The sequence below is a fragment of the Shewanella sp. BC20 genome (assembly GCF_003129585.1).
GTDB classification, from domain to species: Bacteria; Pseudomonadota; Gammaproteobacteria; order Enterobacterales; family Shewanellaceae; genus Shewanella; species Shewanella seohaensis.
Map to the genome: position 1 here is coordinate 49,065 of NZ_NHRI01000013.1, position 15,607 is coordinate 64,671.

The window sequence follows — 15,607 nt, forward strand, 5'->3', positions numbered from 1 at the left end:
AAGGAAGAATATAATGGCGGCCTTTTTCTCGCCTTGGTGCCGATATGAACCGTAAAAAGAAGATTAACCAAACGCTTAAACAGAAGGCGAAAAAAGCCAATGCCAAGTTGCATAGCAGCAATAAGCCTAAATACGTTTCTAAAGCCGAGCGAGCGGCGCAGGCTATCGCGGCAGAAACCGAGGTGACTCAACCCGTTGAACAACCCGCTGAAGTCGTAGCCAACGGGAATGCTTAACCGACCAACCTTTTACTTAGGGTCTAAATAGTCGATTGGATTTAAGTAAAACGCCTTTTTATATCCTTGGGTTGAAGTGTCGATTAACCAAGGTCTGGGTAACATGCTCAAAATGGAATAGTGCAAATGGGGCGGTTTGCCTTGGGCGTTCCCCGTTGTGCCGACAGTACCGAGCACATCCTCGCGTCCCGCAAATAACCCTGTCGATGCGTTAAGGCTATCGAGGTGGGCAAAATAGTGGATTTGCCATTTGGGACCAAGTCCTACCACCACCTTGCCACCCTTAAAAAACTCCCCTTTATACAGAAGTAACAACGGCGTTGGTGCGATTACGGGCGTATTGGCCGCGGCAAATATATCAATGCCTTTGTGGGTGCCTGAGCTGCCCCAGGGTTCATACCAAAAGGTTTGGCTATTCCAATCCTTATTGCTGGCGCCTTTGACTGGGATGACGGGCTGTTCTGGCACTAGGCACCCTGCAAGAATAAAAAGCAGCATGGCGAGCGTGATAAATTTGAGCTTCATTTTGACCTCCGTTTAACGCTGCTAGTGGAACTCACTGAATTCATGCCAATTCGCGGGGTACTGACTGCGCTCGGCCTCACTGAGTGATAGCCAGTAAGGCCGCCAAAACCTATCGCACCAAAACTCAATATTGCCCTGCAGACTCCCGAGTGTATCAGGATCGACATCAGGAAAGCTTTCCCACGGTGCTGGTGGCGCGGCCTTAAAGCCGATTAGTCGTTGCAGCAGCGCGATATCATTGCTGATGAGTAGCACGCAGACTCCTGCAAAATCAGCATATTGATGTAGAAAAACATGGCTTGGTTCTTGGGCATGGTGCAACAGCTTACTCAATGCTGCATCCTTTTCAGCAATAGGCGCGAATGCCATCTCGGTGAGCAGGGCATCGAGTCGCGGTTTATCTTGGTTACTCAACAAGCAATGTATTTGATAGGCGGCGAGATCTGGCTGCATCGCGGCGGTGACGATCGGATAAACTTGATGGCTGGGCAAAAGCAGGTGAGGTAAGGGCTCATTAAAAATCGCTCGGAGATCCGCAGTCTGTGAGTCTATATTCGCCTTAGGGCCGAGGTGTCGTTTTAGCCAGTCGAGTAGTCCCATTTTTGTCATCCTAATCTTAGCGTTTAAGTGGAGTCGCTTGTTGGTTTGCTTGGGTATTTCCCTCAGTACCTCCTTCAACACTCTCCCCAACGCTCTCCTCAACCTCTCCCGCGATAATCATGGTCGCAGGAGCTTCCCAGCGTAGCCAACCCTTGGTGCGAGGGGCATCGATATACCACAGACCTTCACGTTGCACTAAGGGAAAAACCTCCCGTGAGGGCGAAAAAGGACCGGGGTTCTGCTGGGCAATTTCGATACTGGTCTCTGTGACGCTGGCGACAATCGCGACATGGCCGTAGGGATTAAACATCCATGGCGCGAATACCAGTAAGTCGTCGGCCATAGGTTTGCTTTGGCTGCCATTGGTATATTGCCGTAGGGCGCGTTTTTCATTCCAGCTCGCATCGGGCAACAGGTCGTTGAAGAAGTCTTTAGCGTGACCGAAACTGTCGGGCATTTTGTGCTGATAACGCAGATAAAAGTAACGTTTAACGAACTCTACGCATTGGTATTTGATGCCCAAGTTATAGCCGTCGAGGGAGAGGTTGCGCCCCTCGTTAGTGTTGACGCCGCCGTTATAATAAATCTCGACGCCATTGAGTGAGTCGAGCACATCACCCACTTGATAGTCCGTATTTAAGTTATAACGAGTCAGCCCGTGGTAGCCGAGATAACCAAGGCCGCAGACTAGGCTCGCTGCGAGTATCAATAAACGAAAACCTTTCACCATCTTTAGTAGGACATTCTCAAAAGATAAATTGATTCAGCAGGATACAAGGTCGGATTGTATGCTGATGTCGCTAAAAACGTCTAGGCGTACTGACTGTTTGCCGGGAGCTTAATGCTTTCGTAGTACTTAAGAAGTGGAGGAACCTTAGCGGCGCACTGATTAAGCGCCGCTAAGGAGAAACTTCTATGACTATTTGTTGGAGGCGAGTTTGACTGGAACTACTTCAAACTCGGGTCTGTCTTTGGGTAAGAATGACTTCCACCACCCTTGATTGAGCGCTGGGCTGTGGGCTAGCTCATTGAGGTTAATCCCCTGACCAAATTCAGGCGTCAGCAGGGGGACTGCATAGGCTTTCGCCGCCGCGGCAATTCGCTCTAAGGGTTCGTACCAACTGTGCAGCGCTAAGTCGAAACTGCTGTTGTGGATTGGGATAAGGTATTGACCTTGAAGATCTAAATGCGCCCGCAGCGATTGCTCAGGTTGCATATGGATATCGGCCCACATCTCATCGTAGGCGCCAGTTTCGACTAAGGTGAGGTCGAAGGGGCCAAGTTTATCGCCAATCTTTTTAAAACCATCAAAATAGCCTGAGTCGCCACTGAAAAAGATATTTAACTCAGGGGATTGAATAGCCCAAGAGGCCCACAGGGTTTGATTTCTGTCTTTCAGTCCTCGGCCTGAAAAATGTTGTGCGGGGGTGGCGGTAAAGCGCACACTTTGCTGCTCGGTTGCCTGCCACCAGTTGAGGGCGACAATTTTTTCCTTCGGTATCCCCCAAGCAATCAAATGTTTATCGACGCCCAGTGGCACAATAAACTTCTGAGTGCGCGCCGCGAGCGCCACTACGCTTTGCTTGTCTAAGTGATCATAATGATCGTGGGACAAGATAATCCCAGCGAGCGGCGGAATGTTCTCGAGCTCAATGGGCAGAGCGTGAAAACGTTTTGGACCAAACCATTGGCTGGGTGAGGCGCGCTTTGAAAACACAGGATCGGTTAACCAATACTGGCCGTTTAGCTGTAACAGCACAGTCGAGTGGCTGATTTTATACAGCATAGGCGTTGCCCCCGCCGTGGCGGACAGTTGCATGGGCTGAATCGGTAGCGCTTGGCTCGGACTCTTATCGGGAATGCGTTCAGTGACGTAACGCCATAAAATAGCAGGTAAATTACCTTCACCACTGTGAGCGTTTGGCGCTTCATTACGAAAGCGTTGATCCTGAGTTGGGGCAGTTTGAATGGTGTTGGGATCTAAGGTCATAATAACACTCCCGAGTAACAGTATGGCCAAGGTGATTTTGAGTCGCATCGTAAACTTGATAAAAGTAAACTACACAGTGTAGTTTACTCAGGGCTGTGCAAAAGTAAACTCAATAGTGTAAAATCTCGGCAAATATTTTGATGGCATACCACAATGGCAGAAAAAGCAGTAAAACTGACACATTCCCAAATGAAGCGTTTGGCGATCCTCGACGCGTCACAGGAAGAATTTATGGTCAATGGTTTTGCCGGCGCCAGCATGGATAGAATTGCCCAGCGTGCCAATGTCTCCAAGCGCACTGTTTACAATCATTTCCCCAGCAAAGAAGTGTTATTCGAGGCGACAACCGGTGACCTGTGGGCGCGCACTAAGGAAGCGGCCACCTTGGCATTTAATCCTGAGCAGAGCCTCGAATCACAATTGCAACAGATTGCGCGTCGCTGCTGGGAGTTATATCAGCAACCGGATTTCCTACGAGTGGCAAGGGTAGTGATGGCCGAATTTATTCGCTCACCGGTTCAAGCGACCGAGGCCATGGAACGATTAGCTAAGCAAGAAGGTGGATTAGAGGCGTGGCTTGCCGGAGCTGTGGCTCATAAGGCATTAAAAATCGATAATATTCCACTGGCGGCAACCCAGTTTTGGGGGATGTTTAAGGCATTCGCCTTTTGGCCGAAATTGTTCCATTTGAAAAATCACGATGAGCAACGGCAAGAGATCATTGATGCCAATATCCGTATGTTCCTTGCCATGTATCGCGCTTAACTTTCACTTATTACAAGCATAAGGCCGATAACGTTTTCACGTTATCGGCCTTATGTGTTTTATCACTTCAAATCGTGCTTACAGTAAGGTGGTCGCCAGCAGATAACCGACGGTCGACGCCGTACCCACACCGATCAATCCCGGAATAATAAAGCTGTGGTTAATGATGAACTTACCAATTTTGGTGGTCCCTGTTCGGTCGAAGCCGATACAGGCCAAATCGCTTGGATAAGTGGGTAGCACAAAGTAACCATAGCTCGCGGGTAAAAAGGCAATCAACAACTTAGGATCGACACCTAAAGCTAAGCCCATGGGCGCGATAGCCGTGAGCGCCGCCGCTTGGCTGTTGACCAGTTTTGAGATTAAAAACAGCACTAAGGCATAGGTCCAAGGTTGGTTTTGCACTACATGGGAGAGGTTTTCCTTCAGTACATCCATATGGCTGATAAAGTAAGTATCACTCATCCAAGCCACGCCAAATACTGAGAAAATCGCTACCATGCCGGCCTTAAACACTGGGCCATTGGCAATTTCTGTGGGTTTGACTTTGCAGCTCATTAAGATAAAAGCGCCAGCGATCAACATCATCATCTGGATCACTAAGTTCATCGATAGTGGCGCCAGCTTGCCTTTTACCTCAAACACAGGCCGCAGTTCGCTAAAGGAGCCAAGTAACACCACGGCGGCGATAGCGGTGAAGAAAATCCCCGTCGCCCAATAGGCTTCCTTCGGAAAGGTTTGATCCAGCAGAGTCTCGCTCTTGTCGTAGATAAACGCCCTTTGTTCGGGATCTTTAATTCGCGCCTGAAACTCTTCGTCCTTATCTAAATCTTTACCACGACGCAGGCTCCAGAGTGCCGCCACTAACACACCGCAAAGGGATGCTGGTACAGACACCATTAAAATTTCCAGCATGCTGTAGGCATGGCCGACACCATGCTGCGCCGCCAAAATCGATACCATAGAGACCACGGCGACCGACACTGGAGAAGCGCAAATCGCCATTTGCGAGGCGACTGATGCCACCGCCATCGGGCGTTCTGGACGAATGTTTTTCTTCAGGGCGATATCGGAGATGATCGGGAACATGGTGTAAACCACATGGCCAGTTCCGCATAAAAAGGTTAAGGTCCAAGTGGTGAGTGGCGCCAGAATGGTGATGTATTGCGGATGGCGGCGCAGTAAACGCTCGGCAAACTGCATCATCACATTTAAACCACCTGCGGTTTGTAACACCGAGGCACAGCCGATCACCGCAAGAATGGTGAGCATCACCTGTACGGGCGGTTGTCCGGGGGCGAGACCAAACACAAACGTCAGTAAAAATAAGCCGATACCACTTATCAGCCCTAGTCCCATACCACCATAGCGAGTACCGAGCAGTAAACAGCCGAGTACGACAATAAATTCCATTAAAATCATTTGATTCACCCCTGCGGAACCTGCCGCGCGATTTGCATTAGGACTAGCTTTATTTGGCGCTATTGTGCGAGGGGAATGGATTTGAGAACTTGCGCTGGCGCAAGGTGTAAATAAAAAGTGGCATTGGATTTTTCATAAATTTGAGCTAGCGCTAGAAACGCGCGAGTATAAGTTGCATTCTTGTTAACTAGGATACGCTAAAGACGCCAGTAGCCAAGTAAAAACGCGTCTATCAGTACTTGCTCCGGTAAAAATAACCATAACAATTTCCAAGGATGTCCAAGTGAAACCTGCCACCTATAACACCGAAGCTTTCGATGAGTGGATCCGCAGTCGCTTTGTGGAACTTAACTCCCAGCTCGAACAGCTTTATTACCAGCAGACCGACCGCGCCAATGTGCAAGATATCGGCACCGAGCTTAAGCAAACATTAGAAAGTGAAGGGCGTGAGCTGATTAAGGCGCTGCTCGATGAAGGCAATACCGATGAAGGCTTCGACAGTGCCTTCGATCTACTAGGGAATGTCGGCCTATATATGGCCGCCTGTCGTCGCCATGAGATTACCGAGCCGACGCGGGAAACCACTTCGCCACTGGTCGAGGCGTCGGCGTTAGCTATGCATATCGGCGCCTCCATCGGCGTGACGCCACGCTTTGCTACTGCTCATTTGACCACCCATAACCGTGCCCACAATGGTATCTACAAACGCTTTACCGATCTGCCCGACGAGAAGCTGTTTGTGGATTACAACACTAAGGGCATCTTGGCCTATAAGCGCGCCAGCGATGCCTTATTAAAAATTCAACCCTTGGGGATCTCTCATCCTATTAGCCACGATTTACTGCGGGTGGCCAAGCAGGCATTGCAGGATGTGATTGAGTCAAATCAGCAGTTATTCAAACGGTTAGATACCGATCGCTTCTTCTATTGCGTGCGCCCCTATTACAAGCCCTATCGGGTTGGCTCTGTGGTATATCGCGGCGCCAATGCTGGCGACTTTGCCGGAATTAACGTTATCGATTTAACCCTAGGCCTCTGTTTTGCCAACGAATCGGCCTATTCGCAAATGCTGGTGGATAAGTTTTTATACATGATGCCAGAGGATCAACAAATCCTGCGGGAGTGTATGCGCCGCCCGAATTTGATGGATGACTTTTTACAGTCCAAGGCCTGCGTGCAGCAGGATTGGTATCAGGAAAACCTTAAGCTGTTTATCGAAGTCTGTGAATTGCATGGCGAAACCGCCATTCAACACCACAATGAGTTGGTGACTAAATACATTGCCGAGCCTTCGGTGAATATGGAGCAGCAACATTTAGCCAAGGTCACCGCCAGCGGCCCACCGTTGCATGTGCTGCTCGGCTCCCTCGAGCGCTTAAGGGATAGACGCGCGGCGGTGTTGCGACACGATATTCGCACCCGTTATCACGATCTGAAAAAACTCAAAGACAGTTTAAGGTAAGGCCATGCTGCTAAATGTAAAACAAGACTTTTGCCTCGCAGGCCCAGGGTATTTGCTCAACCATTCAGTGGGGCGGCCACTTAAATCGACCGAGCAAGCATTTAAGCAGGCATTTTTTGCGCCTTGGCAGGATTCTGGCCGCGAGCCTTGGGGCCAATGGTTGGGCGTCATCGATAACTTTACCGCGGCGCTGGCGAGCCTATTTAATGGTCTGCCGCAGGACTTTTGCCCGCAGGTGAATCTATCGAGCGCTTTGACCAAAATTGTGATGTCCCTTGATAGATTAACGCGAGATGGCGGCGCCGTGGTGCTGATGAGCGAGATTGATTTTCCCAGCATGGGGTTTGCCCTGAAAAAGGCATTGCCCACAAGCTGTGAGCTGCGCTTTATTCCCAAGGGCTTAGATGTCACCGACCCCAATGTGTGGGACGCGCATATTTGTGCCGATGTCGATGTAGTCTTTGTCAGCCATGCCTATTCTAATACTGGTCAGCAGGCGCCATTGGCGCAGATCATTCCCCTTGCCCGTGAGCGCGGCTGCTTGAGTTTCGTGGATGTAGCGCAATCGGCTGGGATTTTACCGCTGGATTTAGCCAAGCTACAGCCGGACTTTATGATTGGTTCGAGTGTGAAATGGTTATGCTCAGGCCCGGGAGCCGCGTATCTGTGGGTCAATCCGGCTATTCTGCCCCAGTGTCAGCCGCAGGATGTGGGTTGGTTTAGCCATGAAAATCCCTTCGAGTTTGATATCCATGATTTCCGCTATCATCCTTTGGCGCTGCGGTTTTGGGGCGGTACGCCTTCTATCGCGCCCTATGCGATTGCCGCCCACAGCATTGAATATTTTGCCAATATTGGCTCACAGGCGATGCGTGAACATAACTTGCGGTTGATGGAAAGTGTCGTCCAGACATTGGAATGTGAGTTGGTCTCGCCACGGGAAGCCGATAAGCGCAGTGGCACCTTGATCCTGCAATTTAGCGAGCGCCAAGCAACCATCATGGCGGCGTTGGCGGAGGCGAATATCAGTGTCGATGCCCGCAGTTTAGGAATACGCGTATCGCCACATATCTATAACGATGAGGCCGATATCGCGAAATTGCTTGAGGTAATAAAAGCCCATCGTTAATAGATTGAACAGGGCTTGCTCGAAGCGGCTACGAATGGGGTGCGCTAAGGCGACCTAGTTGCACCCTATGCCGATATGACATTACCCCTTAGCCTCACGGGTTGAGGCTAAGGTCATTTATGGCTGGCGAATATGTTTAAATACTGTAGTTATAGCGGCAGAACATAGACCGTGGGGTGCGAAGCTCAGGATTGCTTGGGGTGATCGCCAAATCGACGGGTAGCATCACTGCATCGACTACCAGTGAGCCGCCCATATCCACCAGTGTCAGTGGGACAGTAAACAGTAACAGAGGCGGAGCGGATATCGCGGATATCACCACACACTCCTCGCCATTATCGACAGCTGTTTGCACACTCGAAAAAGAGTGACCCCAGGTTGAATCTGCTCCCATTCTCGATGTTACCGCTGCGCATCCACTAAGATACCCGCATACAACTAACCAAGCCAACCAACGCATAACCACTCCATTGTTTATGTTTGAAAAACCGCATCGCTTCCATGTGGCTGACTCGTTTGATCGACTTCGCGTTCTGGTACTGCGGTAGCATAGCGGATTTTACTCGGCACAAATGTGCTCTGTTTCAATGGTTTGGCATTCTAGTCAGATAAGTTTCGTTGTCAATTATTCGGCAACTATAGCTCTATGGCTCAAGCCTTTTGCGATTGAGGCGTTCAACAATCTGGCTGGCATTGAGATCGTGGACGACGTTTATCACGGTGGAAGGTGCGTCGGTAATGGCGCCTATCACCACTAGAATGGGGATGGTTTCCATAGGTAACCCTAAGGTGGTGACGATAAAAATCTCCCCGAGGAAGGCGCCGCCCGGCACGCCACCAATGATGAAGGCGGACAGGACGGAGATGAGTATGGTCACCATAAACACATCGACCGTGAAATCTAACCCGAGCAGAGAGTAGATAAACACAATCTTCAGTGCGGTGATAATGGATGCGCCGCCCTTATTCAAATTCACCAGCAGCGGCAGGCTGATATCGGCGATTTCGGGTTTTATCCCCATCTTCAGCGCCGCCCTTAAGGTGACTGGCAGAGTCGCGAGGGATGAAGTCGTGCCTAATGCTGTCACTGCGGGTTCGAGGGCGTGGCGCCAAAATTGTCTAATCCCGTGCATGCCGCCGCCAAGCCAGGCATAGAAGGTGGAGCCGACGGTGAGGTAGATAAAACAGGCTACTAAAAATAATCCCACGGCGCGGGCAAAGGTCACCACAAGCTGCGGATCTTGACTCGCCATGGTGGAGGCAAAGTAAGCGCCAAGGCCGACGGGGGCGGCAAGCATAATAATGGCGACTATCTTCATGATGACGGTATTAAAACTGTCGAGCAGTGCCGAGACTTTACGGCCATCTTCACCCGATTGACCTATAGCGATTCCGGCAATCACCGACATGATGATAAGCGCCAAGATATTGGATTTGGAGAGTAATCCAGAAAAGTCATTGGTGGTCAGCAGCGCCACAAAATCCATCTTCCCCGAGGTGTCGCTAACGGTTTGATTAAGATCGAGGGTCACGCCTTGGGCTGGATCAAACATCAGTGACAGTAAGGTGATGCCGACGGCGGGAATAATCGCCATCAGAATCGAGACGCCCATAATCGACACTAAAATCGCCCCAAGCTTTTTTAAGTCCGTCATGCGGGCTATCGATGAGGTTACGCTGATCGCCACTAAGGGCACGATAATCATAAACAACAGATTTAAAAAGATTTGCCCTAGGGGCTTGAGCTTGAGCGCTAAGGATGGCCAATAGATGCCGATCATGCCGCCAAGTAATAATGCACTGAGCAGCACAATAGAGTCTTGATAGGGTTTGAGTTTTTGCCACATAGCTAAGCGCCTATTGTTATTTTTATCATTGTGTTGGTGAGTCATTAGGAGCGCCCAAATGAGAGGAGTCAATCATGCAGCATGGACATGCTCAAGCTAGCGAGTCATTCGCATAAGCGCAAGAAGGGATTGGAAATAAACTCTTTTTGGGTTTGGGGTTACGGGTAACAAGCGTGCTTGAGTCTATTCTGCATCTGATTTCGGACGATGTGACTCTTGTTAACATGATAGCTTCTGTTTAGGTGTATTAGCCGCACGGCGAGGGCACGTCAGTAGAAAGGTGTATTTACCTAGTTAGGCTCGTTTGTAACGTTGTGCCTCGTTCGTTTATTGATTAGCTTACGCAGTCTGGGTTTTATGCAAACACCCAAGGCCAAAATTACTAGTTAATCAGGATGAATCAAATGCTAAAAAAATGGATTGCGATACTGTTACCCGTTGCCGTATTAGGTTTGAGTGGCTGCGCCTCGGTCAGTGATACTGATACCGATTCGACGGTAGCAAGCAGCGCCGAGAAGAAAGTCAGCAAAAAAGATTGTAACAAAGTCATGACCACGGGTTCGCGCCTTGGTCGTTGCAGATAATCAGCTTGATCCTGCATGCATCAGCATAAAAAACGGTCCACTTGGGGACCGTTTTTTGTTTGTGGCATTTGCTCAACCCGCCTTAAGGGAAGGCTGAACACAAGTGATTGATGCCTTTTAGGCTGTGATCACCAACTCAGTTGATAATTGAGCGCAAAGGTGCGACCGCGGCCATGGTAGTCGAACATAGACTCAGGACCGTAGGTCGGACTGTAGAAGTACACCGCTCTTTGGCCCCACAGGGTGCTGTAGTCTTTATCGAGCAGGTTTTCGATGCCGTAGCTCAAGGTACCGACGGGTAAATCGATAGAGCCCAGTAAATCCAGCGTCGTATAGCTATCAAGCTCACTCGCTAGGCCATCGTTGGTTTTGAAGCGATAGTCAGATTCGGCGCTGAAACTGTGCTCAGCCTGTAAACGGATCTTCTGTGTGTCGCCGCGCCAGCCAATAAAGGCGGTGGCCTTAGAGGGCGAGGCATAAGTGACGGTTTCATCGATCCAGTTATTCTCATCCTTCACTTCACTGCGCACCAGATGCAGGTTGGTGCCGACTTGCCAGTCGGAGCTGATATCAAAGTTCAGTTGTGCCTCTAGGCCATAGCTGCGCTTATCTTGGTCTTTGACATTGATGGTCAGATCTTTGCTGTTGACCTCAATGACCTTGTCAGACACGGCATAATAGACGCTGGCTTGCGCCTGCCAACGGTCTGCAAGATAACGCCATCCCAGCTCCATGGAGTCGGTCTTGATCCCATCAAGGCGCGTATCATTGATATTGATGCTGTTTTGCAGCTGTAAGTAACCGTCGGCATCGGCCTTGTAGGTGCCGCGGCCATAGTATTTCGATAGGTCTGGCAGTTCAAAGCCTTGGGAATAGGCAAGCCAGAGTTGTTGGTCTTGGCTTAATTTAGCCACCAAGCCGAGATTGACTAACCCAATGTTATAGTCGGTGCTGCCGCCTTTAATGGCATCGGCTCCCTTGGCCTTGCCAGAGGCGATCGCCACCTGTTGGTTATAACCGATAAAATCATCAACGCTGTTTTCCATGTGTTGATAACGATAGCCTGCGTTTAGCACCAAAAAGCTATTCATCTCCCAACTGCTTTGGACAAATGCGGCAATGGATTCGACCGAAAAGTCGACATAACGGCCGGTAGTGAACAGCTCGCGCATCACTAAGCCGCCGTGTTGGTTGGCGGCATCGAGATCGAAGCTCATTTGGCTCGAATCAAAACTTTCTTTATCCCAATCCAGTCCCCAAGTGAGAGTGAGGCTATCGACGGGCTTGGATTCCACGACTGCCTTCAAGCCATAAATGCTGGTGTTTTGGGCCGATGCTGAGAAGTTGTAGACGCCGATGGTTTCATTGACATAGGGGAACGGGTGGAAATCCAGATTCTCTTTGCGATAAAAGCCTTGTAAATACAGGGTTTGACCAAGAAACCCATTCTGGGAGTAGGACAGATTCAGCAAAGTGCGCTCGGTGGCGGGGCTGCGGTCAGCGTCTAATCCCTTACGGGTTTCGAGCACTGAGGCATCGCCAGTGACGCCGGAGAAGTTCTCACCCATGTACAGACCATGTTCATCGTCTGAACCGTTGCGATAGTATTGCGCCATGGCACTGAGGTTGGCGTCATTGGCAAGCTGCCAATCCATATTCGCCATCAAATCATAACCTTGGGTGTACTGCATTCCGGTTTGGGTAATGTCCAGCATCACAGGGTTGCTGCTGCCATCAAACCATTGACCGTTTTCCTGCCAAGCGGCACTAAAGCGCCCCATAAGCGAATCACTGCCTCCGGTCACCGCCAGCGCGGTGCGGTAATCTAAATCATCACTGCTATTAAAGCCGGATTTGAATCCCGCTTCGGCTTCGAAGGTATCACTGCTGTCAGCTGCTTTTTTAGTGACAATATTAATGGCACCGCCCAGTGCGCCACCGCCATAGATAGCCGACGCGCCAGCGAGCACTTCGATGCGGGCAATATTGAATGGATCGATACTGTCGAGCTGACGGCTGATACTGCGGGAGGTGTTCATCGACACGCCATCGATTAAGACCACCATGGCGCGACCGCGAATATTCTGGCCAAAGTTGGTGCGCCCTTGGCTGGACACATCCATCGACGGCACTAAGGCGGCGAGCATTTCCTTAATACCTTTGCCGCTATCGGTTTGCTCGCGAATGCTGGCTTCATCAATGATCCACACAGTGCTGGAGAGATCGCTGATTTGGGTCGGTGAGCGGGTGGCGGAGACCACCATGCGCTCCATATCGTTTTCAGCGGCTGTTGCCACATTAATAAGCCCCAGTTGGCAGATAACTGCGGCGGCGACTAGGCTTATCGGCCCCATAGACTTAGGCATAGTATTCTCCATCAAAAACAACAGGTACATGAGAAGCCAAAAGGACAGCACTGTGGTGCCTTTCCTCGCGACCCAGAAAGCGTTTTTAATGGTTTGAATTCAATGCGCTAACTGAATATGAATGGAGAGTATTCCGTGTTTGGCTCCAAAAAAGACGCATTATTATAGTTGTAATCGAGAATCGTTCTTAATTGAATTTACAAAGCCTTTACTTTTTTATGCACCCAAAATCACGAGGCAACAACAAATGGACAGATAACAAAGAGGTCGGAGTGTATGTGTGTAGAGGTGTTGAATAGGCAGGGGAATACTTGGGAGTCACAGAGCGATAGAAACAAAAAAGCCCCGACAGAAGACCGTCGGGGCTGTTAGATGTTGTGCAGCTAATCGATGCCGTTAGCCATTACAGGCTGTAGTACATCTCGAACTCTAATGGGTGAGTTGTACGGCTTACACGCTCAGCTTCTGCAGATTTCAGTGCAATGTAAGACTGGATGAAATCTTCGCTGAATACACCGCCGCGAGTTAAGAACTCGTGGTCAGCTTGCAGGTTTTCAAGCGCGTTTTCTAATGAAGTCGCTACTTGTGGGATTTCAGCCGCTTCTTCAGCTGGCAGATCGTACAAGTCTTTATCCATAGCTTCGCCTGGATGGATCTTGTTTTGGATACCATCGATACCCGCCATCAGCAGTGCTGCGAAACCTAAGTATGGGTTTGCATGTGGATCTGGGAAGCGAGTTTCGATACGACGGCCTTTAGGGCTTGGTACCACAGGAATACGGATTGAAGCGCTGCGGTTACGTGCTGAGTAAGCTAACATCACTGGCGCTTCGAAGTGTGGTACTAAACGCTTGTAAGAGTTAGTGCTTGGGTTAGTGAAAGCGTTCAGCGCGCGAGCGTGCTTGATGATACCACCGATGTAGTACAGTGCAGTTTCACTTAAACCAGCGTATTTGTCGCCTGCGAACAGGTTCACACCGTCTTTAGACAGAGATTGGTGAACGTGCATACCGCTACCGTTGTCGCCAACGATTGGCTTAGGCATGAAAGTCGCAGTCTTACCGTAGGCGTGAGCCATGTTGTGTACTACGTACTTCAGAATTTGGATTTCGTCCGCTTTCTTAGTCAGAGTGTTGAAGCGAGTTGCGATTTCGTTTTGACCCGCAGTCGCCACTTCGTGGTGGTGAGCTTCAACCACTTGGCCCATTTCTTCGAGCACTAAACACATAGCGCTACGTAAGTCTTGTGATGAGTCAACAGGAGCTACTGGGAAGTAACCGCCTTTCACGAATGGACGGTGACCAGTGTTGCCACCTTCGTAGCTAGTGCCAGAGTTCCATGCCGCTTCTTTAGCGTCGATTTTCACGAAACAACCAGACATGTCAGTACCGAAACGTACATCGTCGAACAGGAAGAATTCTGGTTCTGGTCCAACTAATACAGTGTCAGCGATACCGGTAGAGCGTAAGTATTCTTCCGCTTTTTTGGCGATAGAACGTGGGTCGCGGTCATAACCAGTCATAGTGCCTGGCTCGAGAATGTCACAGCGGATCAGGGCAGTGGTTTCTTCGGTGAATGGGTCTAATACAAACGTGGTTGGGTCTGGCATCAGCACCATGTCTGATTCGTTAATGCCTTTCCAGCCAGCGATTGACGAACCGTCAAACATTTTGCCGTCTTCGAAGAAATCAGCGTCTACCTGATGAGCAGGGATAGATACGTGCTGCTCTTTACCTTTGGTGTCGGTAAAACGTAAATCAACAAACTTAACTTCTAATTCTTCAAGTTGCTTTAAAACTGATTCAACTGACATTCTCAAGTCTCCGGTAGGGTAAAGGGATGTCCCTTCTATAATCTTTTAACTCAAGTCGCGCTTGAGCCAAACTTACAAGCTATATAGCGATATCTATGCCAACAATTTAAGGTGTTGATAATCAAAGGCTATATATTTTAGTGCACAACAATTCACTTCGTGTTGCACTATATTGGTGCGTTTGCATGTGGCATTTTGGTGCATTAATCCATTTTGGTGCGCACCGTCACAACACCATTTTAGTGCAAGCAACTTGAGTGCAATCTCGCAACGCCTATTTATCCCGAACTCGTCGGCCCATTAAGCACAGAGGCAAGCCGGATTAATATCTCAATTCTGGCTTTTGACAAGATTCGAAACCAAACAAAGCACAACGAATTTAGCACATTAGTGTGGCGAGAGAACCGTGCAAGCTCACTATTTCAATCGCCCGCAATAATGTCACAAAACTGTGGCAACCTAAGCTGTTTTTCGCGGGGCGGTTATGGCTGGTTATATTGAATAGTGCTTAATTATCAGATCATTAAGAGCGTTGTTCGCAATGTGGAATAGAGTTTGTTGAAACTGAGGCCAAAGGAATCCGCAGAAACCGCTAACTGATGCCTGCTGCGCTTATTTTTATGGCCCACTCTGGCGCATCACGGCTTGATGGCGTGGATTGACTATACTTATGGCGGCTTTGGGCCGAGCGACAAAAGTACTACTGAGTGAAAAACAGTGAATTCAGCTGCTTAGCTTGGTTGATGACAAGATAAACTGGTGAATCGCCTGCGCATTAACGGTGCATTTAGGCTATTTGACTCGGGCAAGAGAGTACCTTTTGAGCACAGTGCTCAAAAAATTGTTTTATAAGTGTTCAAAAATAATC

14 protein-coding genes are annotated in these 15,607 nt (G+C 49.4%); 5 read left to right on the forward strand and 9 right to left on the reverse strand.

The genetic code is table 11. The features are described from left to right. Positions 1 to 44: 44 nt before the first annotated feature. On the forward strand, positions 45 to 236 hold the full coding sequence (locus CBX96_RS14020; RefSeq protein WP_011627483.1) for a DUF2986 domain-containing protein: 192 nt from the start codon (positions 45 to 47) through the stop codon (positions 234 to 236). A gap of 12 nt (positions 237 to 248) precedes the next feature. Here the strand turns inward: CBX96_RS14020 and CBX96_RS14025 are convergent, their stop codons facing one another. From CBX96_RS14025 to CBX96_RS14040, 4 genes are all read right to left on the reverse strand, one after another. After that, on the reverse strand, positions 249 to 761 hold the full coding sequence (locus tag CBX96_RS14025) for a M23 family metallopeptidase (protein ID WP_109287103.1): 513 nt from the start codon (positions 759 to 761) through the stop codon (positions 249 to 251). Between the two features lie 21 nt (positions 762 to 782). After that, on the reverse strand, positions 783 to 1,361 hold the full coding sequence (locus CBX96_RS14030) for a hypothetical protein (protein ID WP_109287104.1): 579 nt from the start codon (positions 1,359 to 1,361) through the stop codon (positions 783 to 785). Positions 1,362 to 1,377: 16 nt separating this feature from the next. Continuing rightward, a complete protein-coding gene (locus tag CBX96_RS14035; protein WP_109287105.1) occupies positions 1,378 to 2,091 on the reverse strand; it encodes a CHAP domain-containing protein in 714 nt (237 codons plus the stop codon). Positions 2,092 to 2,280: 189 nt separating this feature from the next. Further along, a complete protein-coding gene (locus tag CBX96_RS14040; protein ID WP_109287106.1) occupies positions 2,281 to 3,351 on the reverse strand; it encodes an MBL fold metallo-hydrolase in 1,071 nt (356 codons plus the stop codon). 153 nt (positions 3,352 to 3,504) lie between these two features. On the opposite strand from CBX96_RS14040, the gene CBX96_RS14045 reads away from it, so the two are divergent. After that, positions 3,505 to 4,116, forward strand: coding sequence for a TetR/AcrR family transcriptional regulator (locus CBX96_RS14045; RefSeq protein ID WP_109287107.1), 612 nt, complete (start codon positions 3,505 to 3,507; stop codon positions 4,114 to 4,116). Positions 4,117 to 4,194: 78 nt separating this feature from the next. Here CBX96_RS14045 and CBX96_RS14050 read toward each other — a convergent pair whose 3' ends face one another. Continuing rightward, positions 4,195 to 5,538, reverse strand: a complete 1,344-nt coding sequence (locus CBX96_RS14050) for an anaerobic C4-dicarboxylate transporter (RefSeq protein ID WP_011621099.1) — start codon at positions 5,536 to 5,538, stop codon at positions 4,195 to 4,197. Between the two features lie 283 nt (positions 5,539 to 5,821). On the opposite strand from CBX96_RS14050, the gene CBX96_RS14055 reads away from it, so the two are divergent. Next, the gene (locus tag CBX96_RS14055) at positions 5,822 to 7,000 is read left to right on the forward strand and encodes a monodechloroaminopyrrolnitrin synthase PrnB family protein (protein ID WP_011627476.1); all 1,179 of its coding nucleotides are present in this window, start codon (positions 5,822 to 5,824) and stop codon (positions 6,998 to 7,000) included. Between the two features lie 4 nt (positions 7,001 to 7,004). Beyond that, on the forward strand, positions 7,005 to 8,129 hold the full coding sequence (locus tag CBX96_RS14060) for an aminotransferase class V-fold PLP-dependent enzyme (protein ID WP_109287108.1): 1,125 nt from the start codon (positions 7,005 to 7,007) through the stop codon (positions 8,127 to 8,129). Between the two features lie 136 nt (positions 8,130 to 8,265). On the opposite strand, the gene CBX96_RS14065 is transcribed toward CBX96_RS14060, so the two are convergent. After that, positions 8,266 to 8,589 carry a YceK/YidQ family lipoprotein gene (locus CBX96_RS14065; RefSeq protein ID WP_011621102.1) on the reverse strand — a complete coding sequence of 108 codons (324 nt, stop codon included), beginning with the start codon at positions 8,587 to 8,589 and terminating at the stop codon, positions 8,266 to 8,268. Between the two features lie 184 nt (positions 8,590 to 8,773). Continuing rightward, the gene (locus CBX96_RS14070; protein ID WP_109287109.1) at positions 8,774 to 9,976 is read right to left on the reverse strand and encodes a dicarboxylate/amino acid:cation symporter; all 1,203 of its coding nucleotides are present in this window, start codon (positions 9,974 to 9,976) and stop codon (positions 8,774 to 8,776) included. 404 nt (positions 9,977 to 10,380) lie between these two features. Here CBX96_RS14070 and CBX96_RS21580 point away from each other — a divergent pair, with 404 nt between their 5' ends. Beyond that, positions 10,381 to 10,560 (forward strand): hypothetical protein, encoded by a 180-nt coding sequence (locus CBX96_RS21580; protein ID WP_181382208.1) that lies wholly within the window; start codon positions 10,381 to 10,383, stop codon positions 10,558 to 10,560. 128 nt (positions 10,561 to 10,688) lie between these two features. On the opposite strand, the gene CBX96_RS14080 is transcribed toward CBX96_RS21580, so the two are convergent. Together CBX96_RS14080 and glnA are read right to left on the reverse strand one after the other, a co-directional pair. Further along, positions 10,689 to 12,926, reverse strand: a complete 2,238-nt coding sequence (locus CBX96_RS14080) for a TonB-dependent receptor (protein ID WP_109287110.1) — start codon at positions 12,924 to 12,926, stop codon at positions 10,689 to 10,691. 403 nt (positions 12,927 to 13,329) lie between these two features. Next, complete coding sequence (gene glnA / locus CBX96_RS14085; protein WP_011715534.1) at positions 13,330 to 14,739, reverse strand: glutamate--ammonia ligase; 1,410 nt, start codon at positions 14,737 to 14,739, stop codon at positions 13,330 to 13,332. Positions 14,740 to 15,607 lie beyond the last annotated feature (868 nt).

What these genes read in the sequence shown, in the direction of transcription:
- CBX96_RS21580 (WP_181382208.1), top strand. Translation starts at nt 10,381, where the DNA reads ATGCTAAAAAAATGGATTGCGATACTGTTACCCGTTGCCGTATTAGGT.
- CBX96_RS14060 (WP_109287108.1), top strand. Translation starts at nt 7,005, where the DNA reads ATGCTGCTAAATGTAAAACAAGACTTTTGCCTCGCAGGCCCAGGGTAT.
- glnA (WP_011715534.1), bottom strand. Translation starts at nt 14,739, where the DNA reads ATGTCAGTTGAATCAGTTTTAAAGCAACTTGAAGAATTAGAAGTTAAG.
- CBX96_RS14070 (WP_109287109.1), bottom strand. Translation starts at nt 9,976, where the DNA reads ATGTGGCAAAAACTCAAACCCTATCAAGACTCTATTGTGCTGCTCAGT.
- CBX96_RS14030 (WP_109287104.1), bottom strand. Translation starts at nt 1,361, where the DNA reads ATGGGACTACTCGACTGGCTAAAACGACACCTCGGCCCTAAGGCGAAT.
- CBX96_RS14045 (WP_109287107.1), top strand. Translation starts at nt 3,505, where the DNA reads ATGGCAGAAAAAGCAGTAAAACTGACACATTCCCAAATGAAGCGTTTG.
- CBX96_RS14020 (WP_011627483.1), top strand. Translation starts at nt 45, where the DNA reads ATGAACCGTAAAAAGAAGATTAACCAAACGCTTAAACAGAAGGCGAAA.
- CBX96_RS14035 (WP_109287105.1), bottom strand. Translation starts at nt 2,091, where the DNA reads ATGGTGAAAGGTTTTCGTTTATTGATACTCGCAGCGAGCCTAGTCTGC.
- CBX96_RS14040 (WP_109287106.1), bottom strand. Translation starts at nt 3,351, where the DNA reads ATGACCTTAGATCCCAACACCATTCAAACTGCCCCAACTCAGGATCAA.
- CBX96_RS14050 (WP_011621099.1), bottom strand. Translation starts at nt 5,538, where the DNA reads ATGATTTTAATGGAATTTATTGTCGTACTCGGCTGTTTACTGCTCGGT.
- CBX96_RS14065 (WP_011621102.1), bottom strand. Translation starts at nt 8,589, where the DNA reads ATGCGTTGGTTGGCTTGGTTAGTTGTATGCGGGTATCTTAGTGGATGC.
- CBX96_RS14025 (WP_109287103.1), bottom strand. Translation starts at nt 761, where the DNA reads ATGAAGCTCAAATTTATCACGCTCGCCATGCTGCTTTTTATTCTTGCA.
- CBX96_RS14080 (WP_109287110.1), bottom strand. Translation starts at nt 12,926, where the DNA reads ATGCCTAAGTCTATGGGGCCGATAAGCCTAGTCGCCGCCGCAGTTATC.